This window comes from Dysgonomonas sp. ZJ709 (assembly GCF_011039195.1).
GTDB lineage: Bacteria > Bacteroidota > Bacteroidia > Bacteroidales > Dysgonomonadaceae > Dysgonomonas.
Map to the genome: position 1 here is coordinate 1 of NZ_JAAKEM010000040.1, position 23,182 is coordinate 23,182.

The following is a 23,182-nucleotide window of genomic DNA, read 5'->3' on the forward strand; positions in this document are numbered from 1 at the left end:
TTATCTTGTTTTTCTTTATCTTTCATGTTTTTTGTTTTTAAATTAGTAAACGTCCCCTGACCGAGGATTTTGTGTAAAATGATATATAGTTACCATTATTTATTGATTTATCGAAGAGATACGATCACCTTTTCCTCTACAACTGATTCACCACATGATTGATCGCTATCGAGCCATTGCCATTTTTCGTTCAATCGTAATCTGCCATCGGGAAGAATTTCTATAAGGCTTTCACATTTACCGATACGAATTTCGCAGTTTTGGTTTATATGCTGATAAGAAAAACTCAATTTGTTGTTATCGGTAAATTTACCTATAAGAAAACCCTTCGTTATCATACCACCCGAGTATGTAGCCCAGATTATATTGCCTTGCTGATAATAGCGGAACTCTGTATCTCCCGACACTTCGCCATTAGCCGTATTTGTCATAGAAGTGAATACTCTATTATTGAGATTTATATCCGATACGGAAACTTTCGGGCACTCCTTTCTCATCACCTGATAACATAGCACTTTATCGCAGACTAGTTCTTCACGATATTCTATCGGTTGATATCCTCGCTTTATATACATATTAAATGCAGGAAGCGAAGAGTCGAGATGTATGTCATTATATTGTGATGCTATCTGACCTTCGAGCATAGTCATAATTTGCGAGCCGAAACCTCTTCCCTGAAATTCGGGTAAAACAAATACTCTGTTTATCTCATTCCCTTTAATACTTCCTGTTCCAATATACTGTTCATCTTCTATCAGAAGAAATGTATTGCCTTTACCCAGATCGGTCAATATATTATCCTCGCTATGATGGTTTAGAAAGAAATCCACAACTTCGGTCGGATAATACTTTGGGTAAATAGCACGTATTGTCTCATAAACAATACGTTGCACCATATATAAATCTTGTATTGTTGCTTTTACAAACATATTCGGATAATTCTAGTTTTTGAGAAACAATAGGAAAAGCTACTCTTCAGTAAAAATATCTTATTTCCATTTCGGCTCACAAGCAACCCTTTCTCCGTCTACAAAAGTGCGTTGCTCTAATGATCCTTCTTTCGATTGAATAACCATATAAACCATCGGCTCGTCCGAAGAATTACGCATACCACGCACTCCCGCAGGTGCAACCCTTATAACACTACCCTCCGAGATTGGAAAACAATCGTCGTCTACCTGAAAATCGCCCGAACCTTTCAGTATAATGTATGTCTCTTCATTCTGGTAATGAATATGAAAATACGACAGCTCTTTTTTAGGCGGTAACGACTGAAAAGAAATTTCTGTACCCGTAGCTTTCGTTGCATCCTGAACAAAAACTTTACCCTCCACCTCTTTTTGTGTCTTCGGGTGAAGGAGCGAATAGTCCATCAATTTATCTAAGCTACCGATGTTGACAGCCGTATAATTTTCGTTCTCTGCAATAGTTTCGATTTCTTTCATTTCTTTTCAATCATTATTTAGAATGTATAATTACTTACAACAAAAGACTGCACAACGACAGTCTTTTATTAATACGAAAATAGCGAGAGCCTGCGCCCTCTCTTTTATTTCTTATCACTCAATAGTTTTTCTAACCAAGCTATCTTCTCTTTTTCTAATTCGAGCATACGCTCATAGAGTGCGACTTTTTCGTTAGTCAATTCAATAATTTTTTCCACAGGGCTATTATATTGAATACTATCTCCTCCGACATTGCCAATACTGCCTTCAGCAAATGTAGGATGATCGAATATGATAGTTGCGGGATCTTCTTTCATCTCTTGCAAAACTTTGAGCGGAACATTCAACGCTTTCGATATTTTATCTAAAGTTTCGTCATCAATAATCTCTTTCGCCTCTTTGTCCGATAATGTCTGTTGAGGCATATCGAGCATAATAGCCAAAGCACCTTGCTTAATGCCTAACACTTCGCGCATTCTTCTAACATTATGCCCGTGATGTGTCTTCTTTACTTTATCTAACTTGTTCATTATTGATCATTTTTTATTTTCAAAACAAATATAGTAAAATATTGTTCCGAAAATTACCGTTTAAGTTCGGAAAATTACCGCCTCATCAAGTACTTTCAACTAAATAGATTTTATTACTTTGTATTTATACCCAACATTTATAATGTAAGCACGCAAACTAAAACTACACTCAACAACATTGCTAAGACTTTTGAATAGTGAGGGCTTAGCTGCTTTACTTAGAAATGATAAAGCCCGAATAAATCGGGCTTTATTCAGCCTCCGATATAGAGTGTTAATATTATTTTAATACGTTTTAGGTGTATTTAATATATAAAAGTACTCAATTATGCAACATATTTCACTTAATTTACTACCTTTGTATATCTTAATATTTAAACGTAAATGTTGTTTATACGATAAGTAATTGCGAATAAAATAGCTTTCCATCGAGGAATAGCTGAACAGTATTGTCAGATTTGACCAATCATCATCTGACCCTTTTACCTAGAAATGTAAAGCCCGATCTTTTCCTGATCGGGCTTTGTCATTATCGGATGCCACATCTACTATTATGCTATTTGTCACTAATAAAGAAAAAGCAAATAAAATAGTGTTAATATAAATCATCAATCCACTTCATTTTACAAACTTTATACTTTCCGAGAAGCAATATATTAATTGTTAATCCTACTTTTGTGTAGTTAAAAAACAAAACACCATATGAAAGCCAGTAAATATTCCGAACTCGAAAAAGAATACGATTTTAAGAAGAGTTATCTCAACAGCACACCGTGGTGGATGAGTATATTACTTGTTCCGCCCAGCTGCTTTCTTTTCGTCGGATTGATAGGTATACTATACTTGTTTCATAACGATATGCTCGTATCATTCTACCTGATACCTTATATAGTACTATTTCTGTTGGGCACAGTCTGGCTTAAAACTATACGCAAGTATTTACAAAAAGCAGCGATGAGTGCTCCGGGAGCTTTTCATATTTGTCTGGCAAAACCGATTGGTGAGAAAAACGGATATATCTACACTATATTTGTAAACGACAACAGACGTCACGACAAATACCACATAGATAATCTGGCGAAAAGCATTACAGCCGAATCAATGATCGAAGAGCATGAAAACTCAGCAAAAAAGAAGACAATATTGATTCACGATGATGACTCGAATTACTATTTGCGCGCCTATTTCAACAATGATATAACTAAACGAAATGCCGATTGGAAGACTGACGACTTTTTCCCTGTGCTATACATAAACGAAAAACATACACCAATCGTAAAAAAAGCACATTTATTATAAGAAAAAGACGAACAGAATGTTAAACATTAGCATTTTAAATATTATTTCACATTAAAACTTTCAATTTTACCGGATTCCCAGTATATTTGCACAATAATTACGACACAAGCTTCAGAACTTTAGAAACTACAGGTATGCAAACTTTTAAAAAGGCGATTCTTACATTACTTCTTATTCTATTTGTATCTATAAAAGTTGATGCAATTTCTGTCTATGCTTTGCCATCAGCAGAATATTCTTCAATTTCTTTTACAGATAACAGATATGTATTTCCTGCTTATGAAGAGAAATCTCAAAAAGCCGAAGTCAGTATGTGGGATGCAGCATTCAGATTTACACCGAAAGACTACTTACTATGTATCTTATTACTGGGTGTATATGTGATGCTGGTAAGAAAAAAATCAAATTCGCGAAATGCAGATTTTTGATTAAAAGAGCATAACGAAAAAGCTGGAATTTATTTCCGGCTTTTTTTATGTCTTTGTCATTCAAAAACGTGAAGCCCCTCCTAACCTCCCCCAAGGGGAGGAATACAAAGAGGGTATACTAGAGCCCCTCCTTGGGAGGGGTTGGGGAGGCTAGACAGATAAATAGAGAGCAAATGATACTTATATCGAACTCGCACTAATATCAAATAAAACCCATCAAATAAATAAGGAAAAATCCTGTAACGATAGACCCTGCCGTGGCTATCAAACCGGGCATCATAAACGAATGATTCAGCAGATATTTACCAATACGTGTAGTACCTGTTCTATCGAAATTGATAGCTGCCACCACAGTAGGATAGTTAGGGAAAAAGAAATAGCCGTTTACCGCAGGAAACATTGCGATAAGCAGCCAAGGCGATATACCTAAAGCAATGCCCAGCGGAACCATAGCACGTATAGTTGCAGCCTGACTATAAAGCAGGATTGACATAACAAACAAAGCAATGCCAAAAAGCCACGGCATAGCAGTAACAACCCCTTCTATCGAATCTTTCAACTGTGCCATATTACCGTTGATAAATGTATCACCCATCCACGCAATACCGAAAATGGCGACCACTGCCTGCATGCCTGCCGAGAAAACCGAACCTTGAGCAGCTTTGATTCCATTTGTATTGGTAAGCAAAAGAATCAGAGCCGCAGCCGATAACATTAATATTTCGATAACAATAGCCATATTCAGCACACCATTACTTGTTTGGCGCAATTCTTCTACCGACCCTAGCAACACAATGAATACTGTTGCCAGCAAGAAGATGAGCACAGAAGCGGCAGCTCCCCACGAATGCTTTTTCACGACAACCTTTTCTTCCTTCTCGTCGAACATTCCCGATTCTATACGGCGCAAATATTCGGGATCGAGCTCCAAATCTTTTCCCACCCGAAGCGAGTATAAAGCACCAAGGAAGACTCCGACCAAAGTGGCGGGAACACTTATCATCATTATCTGTAATAAAGATATATCATACCCTGCCACCATACTTAACAATGCGACTGTTGCAGCAGATATAGGACTGGCAGTTATGGCTTGTTGCGATGCTATTACAGCAATAGCCATCGGTCGTTCGGGGCGAATTTTTGTTTCTCTTGCCACCTCGGCAATTACAGGCAGCACCGAGTAGGCTACATGCCCCGTTCCGGCAAGAAATGTAAAGAGATAGGTAACTACCGGGCTAAGAAACGTAATCCGCGAAGGGTGCTTTCTCAATAGCTTCTCAGCCTGATGAACCATCAGATCGAGACCTCCCGCCGCTTGCATACAACTTGCTGCGGCAATAACCGCTACAATCATCAACATCACATCGATAGGCGGAGACGTAGGCTCGAGCCCAAAGCCAAAAACGAGTATAGCCAAACCGACGCCACCCATCACCCCAAGCCCAATACCCTTTAGCCTGGCGCCAATGATAATGGCGGCAAGAACTATTATAAACTGCAATAACATCATTGTCTTTTCATTTTTGAATATCTAAATCCGGCCTCACCGGCTTCGCAGTATATTAATATCACCACCCTCTTTGTAATGTATGCCGTCCGAACCCATTGCATCTATCACATAGAAATAAACACCCGGTGCAACAAAGCTTCCCTTATATCTGCCATCCCATCCTTTAGCCGGATCGTTCCATTCGTAAAGCTTTACACCCCAGCGGTTGAAGATAGTACACTTAAATCTTACCAACGACTTGTAAGCAACTCTAAACTCATCGTTCGATCCGGGAGAATCGCCCGGTGAGAAATAGTTAGGAACTTCGAGCTTCGACTCTGTTATCTTAAACGACACACTTGCCGTATCTACACAGAGAGAAGAGGCATCGGCAACCTCTAGTTTTACAACAAAATCGCCCGATTGATTAAATTCATAATTTATATCACGATCGGTGGAACGGGAAATCGGATTTCTCAGATCGGCAGCTCTATAAACGAACCAAGTATAAAACCGAGTTACAGGCTCGTTTCCATACCCGAACAATCTCATTCTCACAGGCGCTGAAAACGAAGTGGATGTACCCTCTTCTTTGTTTATTTCGTTAGGAGAATCCCGTTCGTCTATTTCATAATCGATCTGAGCCTGTACTCTCACCGCCTGATAAGTAGAGGAACTTATAGACTTAGTAATGCCAAAATACTCTGCAATCTGATCACCACGCAAAGTAAATTTAGTATCTATAAGTGGCGCATCTACTACGTATTCGGTTCCTATATCAAGATTTTTCCGTTCATCCAATTTACTTTTAAACCTTTTACTTGTTGCATCCCACTCCAACGTATTGTAGCTAATTGTATATCTACGAACGACCGACTGCCTTCCGCCATTTCTGCCATAGAAAAACAAATCGTCTGTTTTACTTATTATCAATCGAAGCAATTCACATTTATTCTCATCCTCCATCGGCGAAATAGAAATCAGCGATGGCAGGTGCCGGCTATAATCGAAAATCCATATACCCGATCTCAAAGTCCCATTCTCCTCCACCAGATACCCTCTGTTGTCGACGAGGTTAGATATAGTGTATGTTGTAACGCCCCCACTCGAGTAGGACGTAATATCGGAAGCAGGTATTAAAACCCTATCGTTCCAAGAACTGGTATAATGGTAAAATTTGACAGAAACTGCCGAAGACGCATAAGATATAGTAATACCCGAAAGATTGTTGAGCAAATAAACTCCCTGCAAACCCGATCCTCCTATATTTTCATTATAAACAAACGGATTGCCCGACACTTTAAACTGCTGAGCAAACAAGGGTATCGACAATATACTGATCAAGCATAAGAATGCTATTCTCTTCATGTTATTCAATTATTTGAATGAAGTTCTAAAAATACGATATAAATCACAAAAGCCGTATCTATGACTTACATAATTTTGTTATGGATATGATTAAAACAAAACAATCGCTTTTATGGTTTTCCATAGACCTATCAGAATAGAACTGCACTGTAACTATTTCATTCTTAAAAAATATTATAATGACTGATGAGCTTTGTCTGCGCAGAAAATAATAGCTAATTTTGTATTCATAAACTCACTCAGCACCAGAAATAAGAATCGTATTCTAATATTAATTCTAAAAAGGGCTTTGTAAAACATAGAAGGATTTAGAATTGTATATTATAGAATTAGAAGGATTTATAAACTTTCATACAAATGAAATATAAAAATATAGCTACACTACTTACTATCATATCAATAGCCTCATTCACTTTTAACACATACGCACAAGTAACCATTGGCTCTGCTGTACCACCCATACCGGGCACCATATTAGAGATAAAAGAGTATGCCGAAGACGATGCCAGAGCAGTGAACGGCTCTAACTCGACTAAAGGAATATCGCTGCCGCGAGTAACACTTACCAGCAAAAATAATTTATTCCCCATGTTTGCCAAAGAAGATGGCGTCAATCCTAATAGTGAATACATAACAAACAAAGCAAATATAGACGCTGAACACACCGGACTAATTGTATATAATACATTAGATGCATCGGGTTTATGTCCCGGTTTATATGTATGGGATGGAAATAAATGGAGTGGCTTAAACGCACCACAAGTGAAATCTGTGACATCCAGTATCGGCGGAATTAATATTAGTAAAGGGGCCAGCACTCCTACAAATATTACACTGATGAATTTGCCGGTATTCGTGACACTAGAGTCCCCTTCTACGTGCCAATCGATTAAAGATATCACCTGGACTACCGAAGGTCCGGCCTCGGTCAGAGTCGACGAAAAAAACATAATTGTTACATATACAGGAGCAACCAACATCGCTGGTGGTCCATTCGCCTATTTTATAGCTACTGCCGGAGATAAAAGCCTTAGGTTCCAAATAAATGTTGTAGAAAACACTACTCCGATCGATCCTGAAACAGGACCTGACCCAGAGGGACCTGAAATAACGCCACCTTTAAATCTTTAAAACCGTTTTACTTTGCAAGATAGTTATATATTTTCTCTACAATATCTTTATCAATACTGTCCTCAAATTTACGTGCAAAAAAACTGTCCGACGCCATTATTTCGTCAAAGTCTTCTACCCTGAATGTATAAGGTCTGCCTCGCTGCCAGTCCATGAAACGCATGCAGCCTTTCAGTTCATCATTGGCATTATATAGTTTATCCCTGTATAGCGAGTTTAGTGCAAAAGTCTGCTTATAAATTTCATCGGCACAATTAGAATATTTATAAAAGCTGAGGAACCATTTTTCCTTTTTCAGTAAATCTCTCACAAAATCGGATGTTACACTAACCCATTCCGAACCGAAAACAAATTTATGATCTGTCCCTCTACTGCGACTATATCCGATAGCATTTTGAGTTTTCAAAAAAGACAATCTTATTTTTCGGGCTATACGTTTTATTATCTGCTTCTCCCCTACACGCATATGTCGGGCAAAGAGATGAATCTTATCTACCCGTTGGGCATCCCATTGTGCATTGCTAAATCCAATAAATTCGAGACCATTATGCCTTGCTAAAAAATCGTGTATGTAATCCTGCGACTTAATGGGCAGATCAGCACCACTTATAAGATGATAATACCCATATTTCTCTTTTCCGTAAGCAGACTTAAATAAGATAAGTTCGGCTTTCACGAGGCTTACATGCCCCCATCTCACATCTACACGTTCGGTAAAGTAAATATTCGATTTTTGGGGTAACGAGTTGAGATATTCAAAATTAAAGTCATGTGCTTTCTTATCCACATGTATATAGATATCATTTCGTTCATCATCGATGAGGCGAATCAATCGCTCCACTATAAACGGATTAGCATGAGCTACTATCAGATAAGCATGTTTTACACCAGTCATCTATAAGTCTTCTAAATTAAACATCAAAGGTATATAAAAAGAATTAACCCTCTATCATACAGACAGAGGGCTAAACTTATTTTATAAAACAAAAGGTATTGCTTTAAGAAATCACACCTAATTGTTTAAATAGTCTTCCTATTTTATCGAATGCTATATCAACCTGTGCTTTGGTATGTGTAGCCATCAATGAAAAACGAATCAATGTATCGTTCGGAGCTACCGCCGGAGAAACTACCGGATTAACAAAGATACCTTCTTCGAACAACATCTTCGTAATCATGAATGTTTTCTCATTATCTCTGATAAACAAAGGAATAATAGGTGTAGAGGTATGTCCTATCTCGCAACCCATAGCACGGAATCCGTCAAGCGCATAGTGAGTAATATCCCACAGTGCTTTTACTCTTTCCGGTTCAGCCTTCAATATATCGAGTGCCATACTAGCCGCAGCAGTCGCCGCAGGTGTTGCACTGGCTGTAAAGATATATGCACGCGAGTTGTGACGAAGGTAATCAAGAGCAATCTCATCACCGGCAATAAACCCGCCGATAGATGCCAATGATTTACTGAATGTACCCATTATCAGCTCTACATCATCTGTAACGCCGCATTGTTCTACAACTCCTTTTCCACTATAGTTAGATCCTAAAACTCCCAAACTGTGAGCTTCGTCGACCATTACGCTAGCGTTATATTTTTTAGCAAGTTTTATTATTTCGGGTAGATTTACAACATCACCTTCCATACTGAATACTCCGTCAACAGCAATCAGCTTCACCTTGTCAGGCTCACATTTTTGAAGTTGTTTTTCCAACGATTCCATATCGTTATGGCGGAATTTCAGTTTTGTAGAATAAGACACACGGCATCCTTCTATTATAGAAGCATGATCCAACTCGTCCCACAATATATAATCTTCGCGTCCTGTAATGCATGATAACACACCTTGATTGACATTAAAACCGGTCGAGTATACGATGGCATCTTCTTTACCAACAAACTCAGCTAATTTCTTCTCCAATTCAACATGAATATCAAGAGTTCCGTTCAAAAAACGAGAACCGGCCATACCTGTTCCATATTTTTTAACAGCCTCTATCGATGCTTCTTTTACTTTAGGGTGATTGGTTAAGCCAAGGTAGGCGTTAGATCCAAACATTAATACTGTTTTACCATTAATAACGACCTCTGTATCCTGGTCGCTTTGGATCTCTCTGAAATAGGGATAGATACCTGCTGCCCGAGCATTTCTCGCCGCATCGTATCTATACAGCTTATCACTTAATAAACTCATAATCAAATTATAACAAACATAAATTATTATAACTGCAATTTTCTGTCAGACAACATGTCTCACAAAAAAGCAGGCTGCAAAAATAGCTAAAAAAAATCACATCTTCCCCCTTTTACCTTAAATATTTTAAAAAAGAACATTTAGGGTGAATCTTCGCTACCATATAGCCCAAAATATCCTACTTTTTCTTATTTTTGTACATTAGTCTTACTATATATAGCATAATCAACCGAAAACAACAGGGCATAGTTCCTATGACTAAGCAAAGACTAAAAGGTTTAAATGAGTACAAAGAAAAAAAACAAGCATAATCTCTGGAAGCGGTTACACTTCAAATATCGCCTTTCAGCTATTAATGAGAATACATTAGAGGAAATATGGAAACTAAGAGCATCTATATTTTCGGGGGCTGTTTTGTTCCTACTTTTTGCGTTCATGCTCGTCACTGCTACCTCTGTCATTATCATCACAACCCCTATCCGCTACTATCTGCCGGGATATCTGGATTCGGAAGTGAGAGAGCAAGCTATCAAATCGGCAATCAAGATCGACTCGCTCGAGCAGCAAATGATGTATCAGGAAGCTTACATGCAAAACCTGAAAGGAATATTTGCAGGTACACGTCAATTCGATTCTGTAAAAATATTAGATACCATTTCCATTTCGGAGAATGATCCTTTACTAAAGAAAACTCAATCAGAGATAGACTATACGAATCGATATGCCGAAGAAGAAAAATACAATCTCTCGGTACTGCCCCAAGGCATGGACAATCCGATGGACGGTATTGTATTCTTCAAACCGGTGAAGGGTATTATCATACAGAAATTTAACCCAAGCAAACAAATATTCGGAGTAAATATAAATACGACCACCAAAGAAAGCGTTTCGGCAGCACTAGAAGGCACGGTTATATTTGCCGGATACGATTTCAAGGAAGGTTACATGATTCAGATTCAACATAAAAACGGATTTATCTCGATATATAAGCACAACACAATGCTCCTCAAGAAAGTAGGAGATAAGGTCAGAACAGGGGAAGCAATAGCAGTTATAGAAGCTGATAAGGAAAATACCAAGACCGATTCGTTTCTTCAATTCGAACTATGGTACAAAGGTACAGCTGTTAACCCCGAAGATTATATATCATTTTGAAAAACATATGAAACGAAACATTGCAATACTTGGTTCTACGGGTTCTATCGGCACACAAGCACTTGATGTTGTACGAGAACACCCCGACCATTTCGAAATATATGCACTCACAGCCAACAACAGTATTGACCTGTTGATAAAACAAGCTCGCGAATTTGTTCCCGAAGTGGTTGTTATAGCCAACGAAGACAAATACAAAGAACTAAAAGAGGCACTTATAGACCTACCCATCAAAGTATGGGCTGGCGCAGACTCCATAGCACAAGTTGTAGAAAGCGAACCGATAGACATGGTGCTTACGGCGATGGTCGGATACTCAGGATTGAGACCTACTATCAGCGCAATTCGTGCAGGCAAAGCTATCGCACTGGCCAACAAAGAAACACTTGTTGTTGCCGGAGAACTGATCATGGCATTAGCTACCGAAAAGAGGGTTCCTATCCTGCCTGTCGATTCGGAACATTCTGCCATATTTCAATGCTTAAGCGGCGAGAGCTCGCCAATCGAAAAAATACTTCTTACGGCATCGGGAGGCCCTTTCCGTCATCATACCACTGATCAGTTAGCCAAAGTGACAAAAAAAGAAGCCCTCAAACATCCGAACTGGGACATGGGTGCTAAAATCACTATCGACTCGGCATCACTGATGAACAAAGGTTTCGAGATGATAGAAGCTAAGTGGTTGTTCAATGTCGAACCCGATCAGGTGGAAGTGGTAGTACATCCGCAATCGATCATTCATTCGATGGTGCAATTCGAAGATGCATCCATTATCGCACAACTGGGATTGCCCGATATGCGTTTACCGATACAATATGCATTCGGATACCCTCACCGTTTGAAATCGAACTTCGAACGTCTCGACATATTCAAACTTGGCACAATGACATTCGAGAAGCCCGATATGGATCGTTTCCGCAATCTGGCTTTTGCATTCGAAGCGGCACGCACCAAAGGTAATTTGCCCTGCACGCTTAATGCTGCAAACGAAATAGTAGTAGCTTCGTTTTTGAAAGATGAAATAGGATTCCTCGAAATGAGCGATATAATAGAAAAAACAATGCTGAAAACAAGTTTTGTGAAAACACCGTCGTACGAAGATTATGTAGCGACAGACACCGAAGCAAGGCGCATAGCATACGAATACATCAAATAATAATCAGAAAAAATAATAACATAACAATATTTAATGGAAACATTTTTAATCAAAGCCTTACAACTTATATTAAGTTTATCGATACTGGTAATTATACATGAATTGGGACATTTTATGTTTGCCCGTATATTTAAAATAAAGGTTGAGAAATTTTACCTGTTCTTCAACCCATGGTTTACTCCTTTCAAGTTCAAACCTAAAAATAGCGATACCGAATACGGTATTGGCTGGTTGCCACTGGGCGGCTATGTAAAAATAGCGGGAATGATGGACGAATCGATGGACAAAGAGCAACTGGCGCAACCACCACAACCGTGGGAGTTTCGCACCAAACCGGCATGGCAACGCTTGCTGGTAATGGTTGGCGGCGTATTATTCAACTTCATACTGGCAATGTTTATCTTTTCGATGATGCTATTTGCATGGGGCGATACTTATCTGCCATTGAAGAACGCAAAACAAGGAATGGCTTTCTCGGAATCTGTTAAAGCCGGAGGTTTTCAAGATAAAGATATAATGGTGAGCGCCGATGGCGAAGAATTCCAAATGCGTGGTGGCATATTGGATATGAACATGCTTATGAAATTTATTGATGCTGATGCTGTAGTGGTTGAACGTGACGGTAAATTAGTTACAATTCATCCCCCTGTAGGATTTGCCGACAATGTAATTGCATCTCGTCAACAGCCATACGATTTCTGGAAATCGCCTGTTATTGATAGTGTATTGAGCAATTCTGAGGCTTCGAGAATCGGTCTTAAGCCGGGTGACAGTATAACATCGTTAGATGGTACTAACATCACATCGTTCAACAAGCTTCAAAGCATGGTCGGCAAAATGGGAAGTGAACTTAAAGGTGATGAAAAACGCCCTGTCTCTATTTCGTTCTCTCGCGATGGAGAAATACAAACTGTTACTGCTATGGTAGATACAGCAGCCATTATTGGAATCAACGCCAGAGCATTCTCTCCTTTCACTAAAGAAAATATTCAAACAGACAATTACAGTTTCTTTACATCTTTCCCCGCAGGAATAGAACTAGGCGTAGGAACACTTAAAGCATACGTTACACAATCGCGTTTCATCTTTACGAAAGAAGGAGCGAAAAGTGTAAGCGGATTTGGCGGAATCGGAAAAATGTTCCCTGCCGAATGGGATTGGCAAACATTCTGGACAATGACTGCTTTCCTTTCTATCGTACTTGCATTTATGAATATACTACCAATACCGATGCTCGATGGCGGACACATTATGTTCCTTCTGTATGAAGTTATAACACGCCGGAAACCAAACGAGAAGTTTCAGGAGTATGCCCAGACCGTAGGTATGGTTCTCCTCTTGGGATTGTTGGTTGTAGCCAACGGAAATGATATAGTAAAAGCGATATTCGGATAATATCTAAGTTGAAAAGATTATAGAAATACAATATGACTGTAACAGAATTAATAAATAACAGCAAAAAAACAGCTTTCTCTTTTGAAACTCTTCCTCCATTGAAAGGAAATAGCATTGAGAAGATATATAATATAGTAGATAAATTGGTTGAGTTTGATCCTCAGTACATCAACATCACAACCCATCATAGCGAGTATATCTATAAAGATATGCCGGACGGAACTATCAAGAAAATGAATATCCGTAAACGTCCGGGATCGGTGGCAATTGCAGCTGCTCTACAAAACAAGTATGGTATTACTGCCATCCCTCATATGATCTGTAAAGGTTTCTCGCAAGAAGAATCTGAATATGCACTAATAGACCTCGACTTCTTAGGCGTGCATAATTTGCTCCTACTTCGTGGTGATGCAAAAAAATTGGAAGCAGACCAAGTATACGGTAATCGTAACGAATTTGCTACTGATCTTCAAGATCAGGTGAATAATTTCAACCAAGGCATTGCAATGGATGGTACTGCATTTCCTAAACCTTCTACCTCTTTTGCATACGGTATGGCTTGTTACCCCGAAATACACGAGGAAGCTCCGAATATGGAGTCGGACATTTATTATATGAAACAAAAAGCGCTGAATGGTGCTGAATACTTTGTGACTCAAATGTTTTTCGACAATGAAAAATACTTTTCTTTTGTAGACAAATGTCGCAAAGAAGGAATCACCCAACCAATTATACCGGGAGTGAAGCCGATCAATCTTGCAAACCAATTGACCGTATTGCCTAAAATATTCAGATCGAGCATGCCTGAAGAATTGGCTAACGAACTTCGCAAATGTAAAGACGACGATGCGGCTAAAGAAATCGGCGTAGAATGGGGAATAAAACAATGCAAAGAGCTTATTGCCCGTGGCGCACCTAGCCTGCACTTTTATTCGCTGATGGCAACTGAAAGCGTTAGAAGAATAGCAAAAGAAGTGTTTTAAGCCCCTCCAACCTCCCCCAAGGGGAGGCTTCAGAGAGGCAACTTCCATCATATATAGAATGCGAGAATGTTGTGAATGGAAAAGAAAAATATATGTTAGTATAAAAAAATAGTAAATAAATTATCATGGCTTCACAAAACCTCCCCTTGGGGGAGGTTGGAGGGGCTAAAAATTGAAAGATGCAATTTAAAGATATAATAGGACAAAGCGAAATAAAGAAGCGCCTGCTGGAATCGATCAAAGAAGGATTTATTCCACATGCACAGCTTTTTTGCGGACCGGAGGGAGTTGGAAAACTACCTCTGGCGATAGCTTATGCCCAATATCTTAACTGCGAGAACCCAAGTGAAGACGATTCGTGCGGTAAATGCCCTTCATGTTCGAAATACAATCATCTGGCACACCCCGATTTGCACTTTGTTTTCCCGATTGTAAAGAAGGCTGCAAAAAAGAAAGAGGTGTGTGATGACTACATTGCCGACTGGCGCGAGTTTTTGCACAAAAATATTTATTTCAATCTTACTCAATGGCTGGCCAATATAGAGGCAGAAAACTCGCAAGGTTTGATATATGCCAAAGAGAGTGAAGAGATTATCCGTAAACTGAGCCTCAGGATATACGAGGCTAAGTATAAGATTATGATCATCTGGATGCCCGAGAAGATGCATGAATCGTGTGCCAACAAGCTATTGAAAATAATAGAAGAGCCTACCGATCAGACAATATTCTTATTGGTATCGGATACGCCCGACAGAGTTATTACCACCATACAATCGCGCTGCCAACGTATCAATATTCATGGCGTAGATAAATCTGATATTACACAAGCTTTAATATCAGAATACAGTATAACACCCGACGATGCCGATAATATAGCTCATATATCAAAAGGCAGCTATCTGAAAGCGTTGGATACAATCAGCCTGAATGAAGAGCACAAATTCTTCTTCAACCTATTTGTAAAAATGATGCGGGCTTCGTATGCACGCAACATTAAAGAAATAAAATCTATTGGCAACGAGCTGGGTGGTATAGGCCGCGAAAGCCAAAAGAATTATCTGGTATATACCCAGCATATGATTCGCGAATATTTTGTGAGTAATTTGAAACAACCCGATATGGTTTATCTGGAAAAGGATGAAGCCAATTTCGGAACACGCTTTGCTCCGTTTATTAATGAACGGAATATCGTCGGATTTATGGACGAGCTGACACTTGCCGAAAGACATATAGAACAAAATGTGAACGCAAAGATGGTTTTTTTTGATCTTTGCCTCAAGATAACAATGCTATTGAAACAATAGGTTTAAAACCTATATACTTAAATATAAACCCACAAAGTCGTAAAAAGGGGCTTTGTTTTTACTAATTTAATAATTTATTATGATGAATGATAACAATATAGATCCCAATAAAATAATCCGCTTCAACGACTGCAAAGGCACGTGTAAGACTCCTATCGGCTGCACATGCGACAAGGCAGATAATGAAGAGGATAACCATTTGATCATGGCGACCAAACAGCCAGATAGCCTACTGGCAGCACCAGCAAGCAAGAGCATTGTTACAGCCCAAAGCGTAATAGGTGTAGCTACTGCCGGTGCAAAGATGTGCACTTGTGGCAACAATGCAGGAGGAATCTGCGGTTGCAGTAGCGGCGGAGGTTGTGGTTGCAGCAAAACAAAGAAAACAGGATCGTGCTGTGCCGGCACTAATAAACTGGAAGTATTCGACTGGATGAAGGATATGCCCGATATGATGGTAGAATCGCAGATGGTAGAAGTTCAGTTCAAAAATACACGCAAAGGATATTATCTGAACAGCAATAATATAGAAATATACAAAGGTGACGTAGTAGCGGTAGAAGCAACTCCCGGACACGACATTGGAGAAGTTACCCTGACCGGTAAGCTTGTACAACTGCAAATGTTGAAAAACAACTATCGTGGCGAAACCAAACGAATATACCGCGTAGCGAAACCAAACGATATAGAGAAGTACGAAGAGGCTAAAAAGAAGGAGCACAAAACAATGTTGCGTGCCCGCGAGATGGCTGAGGAACTAGCTCTGAACATGAAGATAAGCGATGTAGAATATCAGGGCGATGGCAACAAAGCTATATTCTATTATATAGCTGACGAGCGTGTCGATTTTCGTCAGTTGATAAAAGTATACGCATCCGAGTTTCGGGTAAAAATAGAAATGAAACAAATCGGAGCAAGACAGGAAGCCGGCCGTGTGGGTGGTATAGGTCCTTGCGGCAGAGAATTGTGCTGTTCGAGCTCTATGTCTAACTTCGTTTCTGTATCTACATCGGCAGCCCGTTTGCAAGACATACCGCTGAATCCGCAAAAGTTGGCAGGACAGTGTGGTAAATTGAAATGTTGTTTAAACTTCGAAGTGGATACATACGTAGAAGCGCAACGTTTACTTCCTCCACGCGAAATTCCGCTAGAGACAAAAGACGGTTCGTTCTTCCACTTCAAAACAGATATATTGTCGGGTATGATGACCTACTCTACCGACAAACATTTCGCTGCCAATCTCGTAACTCTGACCAAGGACAGAGTGTCGGATATTATGCGAATGAATAAGAAGGGTGACCGACCAACTCATCTGAAAACGCAAGAAGAGGAATTGGTAGAAAAACCTGCATCGCACGATTTACTCGATCAAGGTAGTATTACCCGATTCGACAGTAATAGTGGGAAAAAGAACGGTAATGGTAACGGCAATGGCAACAACTCCAACAACAAGAAGAAAAAACTTCAAAAGAGTGGAGACGTCAAGCCAAACAATAACAAGTCGGAAAACAAACCCGAAGGCAACAACACTGAAGCTAATAAGCCAAACAACAGACCGAACAGACCGAATAGACCAAATAATAATCGATCTGAAAATAATAAACCGGAAGTAAACAAGGCTGAAAATAATTCAGAGAAGAGAGTTGAAGGAGAGAGAACCGAAAGGAACAACAGACCTGAAAACCGAAACAATAACAGGAATAATAACAGGCGAAATAACAACAGAAACAGACCGCCGAGAAATGAAAATCCGGATGCACCGAAAACTGATGCCTAAAACTTTATATATAATCTGTTTTACTTTGCTGGCACTTGTACTTTACTCGTGTCAGCAGGGTGAAATATATTATCAATACAAAGAGCCGTTGAATGCCGAGTGGTCTAAAACGGACACATTGATTTTCGATATTGATTCTTCAGTTTTTGAGGTGAATGTTCCGTATAATATATCGATAGAGGTAACTAATAATGTAAACTATTCTTATCAGAATATCTGGTTCTTGGTACAATCTAACATCGATAACGATTCTACATTCACTCATATAGAGAAAGAATATTTGCTTGCCGATGAATTCGGTAAGTGGAACGGTTCGGGCTTCGGCTCATTATATCAAACATCTTTATCGCTCGACAGAGGCGTTGTTTTCAAAGAGAAGCGTAACTACCGTATTAAGATAGAGCAAGGCATGCGCGACGAACCACTGATCGGTATTGAGAAGGTGGGTATAAGGGTTAGCAGACAAGAATAGGAAAACAGCCTGAAGCTATGTGTATGCAATAATTGAAACAAGTTAAACACCTTAAACACTATGAAAAAGATACTTTGTATCATTCTGTTTTCTGCTTTCACTATTGTCCTATTTGCTCAAAGTGAAAAGAAAAACACAATAAGTCTTACAGTAACACCACTTGGAGCAGCGTCGTACGACTATAAAGATGATGTTGATGGCGGCGGTGGATACGATACTAAAAACTTTTATAGTTTTGGAATTGAGTACAGTCGCGAAGTATATCGGAATTTAGAAATTACTACCGGAATCTTATATGTTCATAATAAAATAAGCTTTACACCTTCATTTAATCCGATAATAGATATGTCCGGCAGATCTTATAATATTGATTTTCTTACCATTCCTATACTGGTTAAATATCATTTTCTTAACTACTTGTTTGTGAACGGAGGAGGAGTACTTAATTTCAAAATATCAGATAATAAAGAGTCTTATCACGATGGGAAGCTTGGCTTTCTCGTTGGTATAGGAGTTGAACATACTTTTTCAAATAACATGACACTTAATATCAATCCTTATTTCCAGATGAACAGCATAAGCCCCGATAGAAACATGAACTTCTTTAATTTAGGAGTTAAATTAGGAGTAGGATATAACTTCTAAACTTTAACAAAAAAGCCTTAAGAGATAAACTCTTAAGGCTTTTTCTATATTATAGTAAATCATTTGCCGATAGTATATCTGATTCCGGCATAGAATCGGCGTCCTTGTGTCGGACCCCATACCATGGTGGCATCGAAGTCTTGACCATAAGGATTATCAGCCGATATAATCGGAGTTTTTTGAATAAAATCGGTAATATTTTCAGCTCCTACATAAATACTCCATGCTCTGAAATTCTTTGTTACCTGAGCATTCAATATTGTAAATGAATCGAATCGAGTATCCCACAATGGGTTTACAGCATCGGGGGTAGGCATACGTCCACCACCGTTAAACTGGGTAGTAAAATCGAATTGCCATTTCTTAAGAGGGGTCTCGTAACTTGCGGTTATCATAGCTTTATAATCGCTCGTCAATGGTTTATCCATCAATATACCTCCGTATTCGGTTTTAACATCAATCCAACGATAGGCAGCCAAGGCATGAAACCCTTTAAAGAATGGATAAGATGCTTCGATCTGCATACTGTTTGCATACGATTTGCCTCCATCCAGATTATAGAACTTTACAGCATGTTGATCAGCATCGGTATCTATCACAACCTGATTATTGAATTTTGTATGATACCACTCTCCCGAGATTACTAAATCGTTCCCTTTGATAGGAATATTGAAGGAAACACTTGTACCATAATTCCATGCAGATTCCTGCTTAAGATCGGGTGCAATATCGATACGTCTGCTACTCGCCAGATAATAACTATTCTCGGGCATTACAAATACAGTACGATATCCTTTTCCTGCCGAAGCACGAACATTAAACCAATCGACCGGCATGTATTTCAGATGTAAGCGCGGTGTAACAAACACATCATAAAGTGAACTATAATCGGCACGTAATCCGGCTAATACTACAAATTTATTATCCTTATTGAAGGTGTATTGAGCATAAGCACCTGTGGTCGTTTCCTCGCTGGGTTGAGCTGTTATCGGTTGTGACAAAGCTATTTTTTCGTTGAACTTATCCCAGTTCATGCTCAAACCTGTACTTAACTGATGATCTACACCTAACTGAGTTTCGTACATCAACGACGCATACACGTTGTTTCCATATACATTATATTGATTAATGTCATACTTCGATTTTTGGTCGTTGTACGAACCTGTTAATATCAAAGCTATGTTACCATTTCTATTTTCGTCGACCATATAAGCATTCTTTGTAAAGAATTCGGCTCTGTTGGCATTTACCGATATTTCGTATGGTTTCATAGTCTTATCCTTCATCGTGTGCATTGTCTGTCCACTGGTACGATAGTCTTGCAGGAAACGCACACCTACCTGAGATGCATATCTGCCCGATATATATTGCCAGCGGTTCATCACATTGAACTGATGTTTCAATGGCATATCTAAGAAACCGTCATTATTATCATCATGTTCGCCTGTTTCGTTAGAATAGTGAAGAAATAAGCCCGTAGATAACTTATCATTCAACACAAAAGCTGCATCGGCATTACCTTCGTAACGACCTACATTACTTGCAAAAAGATTTAAACTTAACGGATCGGCTGTCTGAGGTTTCTTGTACTCTACATTCATTTGTCCGGTCAGCGATTCATAGCCATTCTTCACAGAAGCTGCGCCCTTCGATATTTGTATACTTTCCATCCATGGGCCGGGTATATAGTCCATTCCATAAATAGAGGCAGACCCTCTGAAATTGGGATAGTTTTCGGTAAGCATCTGAACGTATGTTCCTGATAATCCTAACAACTGGATTTGTTTTGCACCTGTTACGGCATCACTAAAAGAAACATCGACCGATGGATTGGTTTCGAAACTTTCGGCAAGATTACAACATGCTGCACGGCCTATTTCTTTCTTGGTTATCGTTTCACTCTGTAATACATTCAATCTGGAAGTTATTCTACCCGGAGGTGTCTTTTCAATCACAACTTCGCCCAGTTCTATGTTTTCGTCGAGAATGATAATTAACTCATCGCTAAAACTGTTTATATGCACCACCTTATCAGTGAAGCCAACATAAGATACAGCTAACATATGATCTTTGTGAGGCGTTCCTTCTATCTGAAAAGCTCCTTCTGCATCTGTAACAACTCCTGTTTTAGCATTCTCCCAGCGTACACTTGCTCCAATCAGCGGTTGTTTATCAGCATCGTAAACATGCCCTTTAAGCATTTCCTTGCTAAAGGCAATAAGAGGTATAAACAATAATAATATAATTATTTTAAATGATTTCATTTGATTCAAATTTAGTAAAATAGTACAATACAATTAGTAGCCACACAAAGATATTCTCTTTGAGTAGCTGATATAAAGCACTATCGAATCAAATGACTAATACCCTTATCAGAGACAGATAAGAGCGTGGTGGAATAGTGGGTGGATCATCAACATGTTGAACAACATCTACACGCTCAATGTCTTTAGGTAAAAGGTTTACCGAAAACACAGGCACATCGCTCAGCCACACAAACGGGCTTGCCACATGGGGTCTGAACATAGATGAATCTAAATCGATAGACAGACGGGACGACGTACAATGCTCGTCGACAGAAGATATTGTACTGGCACAGATTTCGTTGTGAGCCATATCACCATGCATTGTGCAGCAATCCGATTCTTCTGTTGGCATTGCCTCTTCCGACAGACAACAGGATTGTTGTTTGTCTGCAAAAACTTCTGTGATACATCCCGTACAGCAATAACTCATCACAGTAACTCCTGTCCCTGTAAAGAAGACAGCAATTGCTGCAATAATTATTACTATATGATGCATCAGTTTATTCATCGTGGTGCAAAGATATGCTCTTTGTCGATACAATCTTTATTTTTAGTTGTTATAAAATATTAAGAGTTCGTTTTTATTATTTGCCTTCTATTTCCGATAATTTGCGTTTCGCTTCGTCCGATTTTGGGAAAAGCAATAATGATCTATTAAAATAGGCACGAGCTTTGTCGTATTGTTTAAGCCCTATGAATGTGCGCCCCCGCTTATTGAGCATAGTCCAGCTATCTGGATTTTGTTCGACAATCTCGTTATACATCTCATTCGCTTTCTGATAGTCGGGCTGAGCCAATTCATCTTTACCTTGTTTGGTATATGTTTCTGCTCTATATAACAAAGAACTATAATCGTAGTGATTATCTTCAATATTTTGGGTAAGGTGAGGAATTAGTTTCTCGTATAACTCCTTTGCCTCTTTTTCTTTGTTTTGCTTTTCGAATACATCTCCTAATACCAACAGTGACTCTGTAAAATTAGGATCTATTTCTACTGCTTCATATAGATATTCTTCTGCTAGTTCGTATCTTTCTTGTTTCATGAAGACTATTCCCATATTATAATAAGAATCACCGCCACTTGGATTTATCAGCATAGCTTCTTCTAAATCATCCATTGCCTTTTCGTATTCCTGCAAGTCGATATATAGATTTCCCCTATTGTTATAAGCGTTAGCATAGACGAGTTCAATCTCCAGTGCTTTACTGTACAAGTCGAGACTAATATCAATGTATCCCAACTCGTTATATATAGTTGCCAAATTGTTATAAGGCGCTGCATCGTCAGGATGTAATTCCAGTACTTTTTTGAAGTGACAAATGGTTTTTGGAAATTTATTCATATTCCGATAGGCTATTCCCGCCAGAATGTATGGTCTCCAGTATGTCGAATCTTGTTTAAGTACCACGAAGCAATTAGCGATAACCTTGTCATATTCTTTAGTCTTGAGATAGAGGCTTGCCTGATCCATGTATTCCTCAATATCCACTTTCTCTACATTTGTGCTTGGTGCTGCTTCAGAAGTAGTGTTTTGCTTTGATGTTTTGCAACTAAAAAGTATTATTAGTAATAATACGGGAATAATTTTATTCATATATACTCGTAAGTAAGGGTTAAGGCTTAATAATTAGCACATAAAAATTCACCTCCGATTTGAGAAGGTGATTAATATCGAAAGTAATAAAAAAGATTTAGACCTTGTTCATTTTTCTATAAAGGATTAGACGAAAACAACATTTTGAATCAAAATAATTTATTCGGTCTGAGTCAAAATAAAATCTGATATATCTTTTAGAACCTCCGGAGAAATCGTTTCTTCAATCTGGCTATATTCGTTAGGAGAACCGGTAGCACAATGTTGGAATAAGTGATTAAGATTAGGATATAGTTTTGTTTTCACATTTTTATTTCCATTACTTTCAACAAACAACTTTATCCTTTGCAGATTAACTATTGCATCCACTTGTACATCTTTTTCACCATTAATAGCAAATACGGGGCATATTATATTTGGTAACTATATATCATTTTACACAAAATCCTCGGTCAGGGGACGTTTACTAATTTAAAAACAAAAAACATGAAAGATAAAGAAAAACAAGATAA

At 38.8% G+C, this 23,182-nt stretch carries 21 protein-coding genes and 1 pseudogene; 11 read left to right on the forward strand and 11 right to left on the reverse strand.

The annotated features are described in order from the left end of the window. Positions 1-107: 107 nt before the first annotated feature. The 3 genes from G7Y56_RS17040 to G7Y56_RS17050 all read right to left on the reverse strand — a co-directional run bounded on the left by G7Y56_RS17040 (position 108) and on the right by G7Y56_RS17050 (position 1,975). Positions 108-929, reverse strand: a complete 822-nt coding sequence (locus G7Y56_RS17040) for a GNAT family N-acetyltransferase (protein WP_221412563.1) — start codon at positions 927-929, stop codon at positions 108-110. A gap of 60 nt (positions 930-989) precedes the next feature. Further along, complete coding sequence (locus G7Y56_RS17045) at positions 990-1,445, reverse strand: cupin domain-containing protein (protein ID WP_165045460.1); 456 nt, start codon at positions 1,443-1,445, stop codon at positions 990-992. Positions 1,446-1,549: 104 nt separating this feature from the next. After that, positions 1,550-1,975: a helix-turn-helix domain-containing protein gene (locus tag G7Y56_RS17050; protein WP_165045461.1), complete on the reverse strand. Its 426-nt coding sequence runs from the start codon at positions 1,973-1,975 to the stop codon at positions 1,550-1,552. Between the two features lie 702 nt (positions 1,976-2,677). On the opposite strand from G7Y56_RS17050, the gene G7Y56_RS17055 reads away from it, so the two are divergent. Together G7Y56_RS17055 and G7Y56_RS17060 are read left to right on the forward strand one after the other, a co-directional pair. Then, entirely contained in the window at positions 2,678-3,274 is a 597-nt protein-coding gene (locus G7Y56_RS17055; protein WP_165026230.1) for a hypothetical protein, read from the forward strand. 134 nt (positions 3,275-3,408) lie between these two features. After that, a complete protein-coding gene (locus tag G7Y56_RS17060; RefSeq protein ID WP_165026228.1) occupies positions 3,409-3,702 on the forward strand; it encodes a hypothetical protein in 294 nt (97 codons plus the stop codon). Between the two features lie 202 nt (positions 3,703-3,904). On the opposite strand, the gene G7Y56_RS17065 is transcribed toward G7Y56_RS17060, so the two are convergent. Then, positions 3,905-5,209, reverse strand: a complete 1,305-nt coding sequence (locus G7Y56_RS17065) for an anaerobic C4-dicarboxylate transporter family protein (protein WP_165045494.1) — start codon at positions 5,207-5,209, stop codon at positions 3,905-3,907. Positions 5,210-5,245: 36 nt separating this feature from the next. Next, positions 5,246-6,559: a gliding motility-associated C-terminal domain-containing protein gene (locus G7Y56_RS17070; RefSeq protein ID WP_165045463.1), complete on the reverse strand. Its 1,314-nt coding sequence runs from the start codon at positions 6,557-6,559 to the stop codon at positions 5,246-5,248. Between the two features lie 357 nt (positions 6,560-6,916). Between G7Y56_RS17070 and G7Y56_RS17075 the strand changes: the two genes are divergently transcribed. Further along, complete coding sequence (locus tag G7Y56_RS17075) at positions 6,917-7,690, forward strand: hypothetical protein (protein ID WP_165045465.1); 774 nt, start codon at positions 6,917-6,919, stop codon at positions 7,688-7,690. Between the two features lie 7 nt (positions 7,691-7,697). Here G7Y56_RS17075 and G7Y56_RS17080 read toward each other — a convergent pair whose 3' ends face one another. Together G7Y56_RS17080 and G7Y56_RS17085 are read right to left on the reverse strand one after the other, a co-directional pair. Then, positions 7,698-8,585 (reverse strand): beta-1,6-N-acetylglucosaminyltransferase, encoded by an 888-nt coding sequence (locus tag G7Y56_RS17080; protein WP_165045467.1) that lies wholly within the window; start codon positions 8,583-8,585, stop codon positions 7,698-7,700. Positions 8,586-8,688: 103 nt separating this feature from the next. Further along, positions 8,689-9,882: a pyridoxal phosphate-dependent aminotransferase family protein gene (locus tag G7Y56_RS17085; RefSeq protein WP_165045469.1), complete on the reverse strand. Its 1,194-nt coding sequence runs from the start codon at positions 9,880-9,882 to the stop codon at positions 8,689-8,691. 282 nt (positions 9,883-10,164) lie between these two features. Between G7Y56_RS17085 and G7Y56_RS17090 the strand changes: the two genes are divergently transcribed. The 8 genes from G7Y56_RS17090 to G7Y56_RS17125 all read left to right on the forward strand — a co-directional run bounded on the left by G7Y56_RS17090 (position 10,165) and on the right by G7Y56_RS17125 (position 18,769). Further along, the gene (locus tag G7Y56_RS17090; RefSeq protein WP_165045470.1) at positions 10,165-11,037 is read left to right on the forward strand and encodes a murein hydrolase activator EnvC; all 873 of its coding nucleotides are present in this window, start codon (positions 10,165-10,167) and stop codon (positions 11,035-11,037) included. A 7-nt stretch (positions 11,038-11,044) separates the two neighbouring features. After that, on the forward strand, positions 11,045-12,193 hold the full coding sequence (locus G7Y56_RS17095) for a 1-deoxy-D-xylulose-5-phosphate reductoisomerase (protein ID WP_165045472.1): 1,149 nt from the start codon (positions 11,045-11,047) through the stop codon (positions 12,191-12,193). 33 nt (positions 12,194-12,226) lie between these two features. Beyond that, on the forward strand, positions 12,227-13,588 hold the full coding sequence (gene rseP, locus G7Y56_RS17100) for an RIP metalloprotease RseP (RefSeq protein ID WP_165045474.1): 1,362 nt from the start codon (positions 12,227-12,229) through the stop codon (positions 13,586-13,588). A gap of 32 nt (positions 13,589-13,620) precedes the next feature. Continuing rightward, positions 13,621-14,571, forward strand: coding sequence for a methylenetetrahydrofolate reductase (locus tag G7Y56_RS17105; protein ID WP_165045476.1), 951 nt, complete (start codon positions 13,621-13,623; stop codon positions 14,569-14,571). A 179-nt stretch (positions 14,572-14,750) separates the two neighbouring features. Continuing rightward, entirely contained in the window at positions 14,751-15,875 is a 1,125-nt protein-coding gene (gene holB, locus G7Y56_RS17110) for a DNA polymerase III subunit delta' (protein ID WP_165045478.1), read from the forward strand. A gap of 304 nt (positions 15,876-16,179) precedes the next feature. Continuing rightward, positions 16,180-17,652, forward strand: a complete 1,473-nt coding sequence (locus tag G7Y56_RS17115) for a stage 0 sporulation family protein (protein ID WP_370457714.1) — start codon at positions 16,180-16,182, stop codon at positions 17,650-17,652. Then, entirely contained in the window at positions 17,645-18,124 is a 480-nt protein-coding gene (locus tag G7Y56_RS17120; protein WP_255498783.1) for a gliding motility lipoprotein GldH, read from the forward strand. The genes G7Y56_RS17115 and G7Y56_RS17120 overlap by 8 nt, the downstream gene beginning before the upstream one ends. Before the next feature lie 60 nt (positions 18,125-18,184). Continuing rightward, complete coding sequence (locus tag G7Y56_RS17125) at positions 18,185-18,769, forward strand: outer membrane beta-barrel protein (protein WP_165045482.1); 585 nt, start codon at positions 18,185-18,187, stop codon at positions 18,767-18,769. Positions 18,770-18,828: 59 nt separating this feature from the next. On the opposite strand, the gene G7Y56_RS17130 is transcribed toward G7Y56_RS17125, so the two are convergent. The 4 genes and pseudogenes from G7Y56_RS17130 to G7Y56_RS17145 all read right to left on the reverse strand — a co-directional run. Next, positions 18,829-21,033 (reverse strand): TonB-dependent receptor, encoded by a 2,205-nt coding sequence (locus tag G7Y56_RS17130; RefSeq protein WP_165045484.1) that lies wholly within the window; start codon positions 21,031-21,033, stop codon positions 18,829-18,831. A gap of 88 nt (positions 21,034-21,121) precedes the next feature. Then, positions 21,122-21,571 (reverse strand): hypothetical protein, encoded by a 450-nt coding sequence (locus tag G7Y56_RS17135; protein WP_165045486.1) that lies wholly within the window; start codon positions 21,569-21,571, stop codon positions 21,122-21,124. A gap of 88 nt (positions 21,572-21,659) precedes the next feature. Next, positions 21,660-22,670, reverse strand: coding sequence for a tetratricopeptide repeat protein (locus G7Y56_RS17140; RefSeq protein ID WP_165045488.1), 1,011 nt, complete (start codon positions 22,668-22,670; stop codon positions 21,660-21,662). A 159-nt stretch (positions 22,671-22,829) separates the two neighbouring features. Beyond that, positions 22,830-23,093 (reverse strand): annotated as a pseudogene (locus tag G7Y56_RS17145) (alpha/beta hydrolase); the annotation flags it as partial. Positions 23,094-23,182 lie beyond the last annotated feature (89 nt).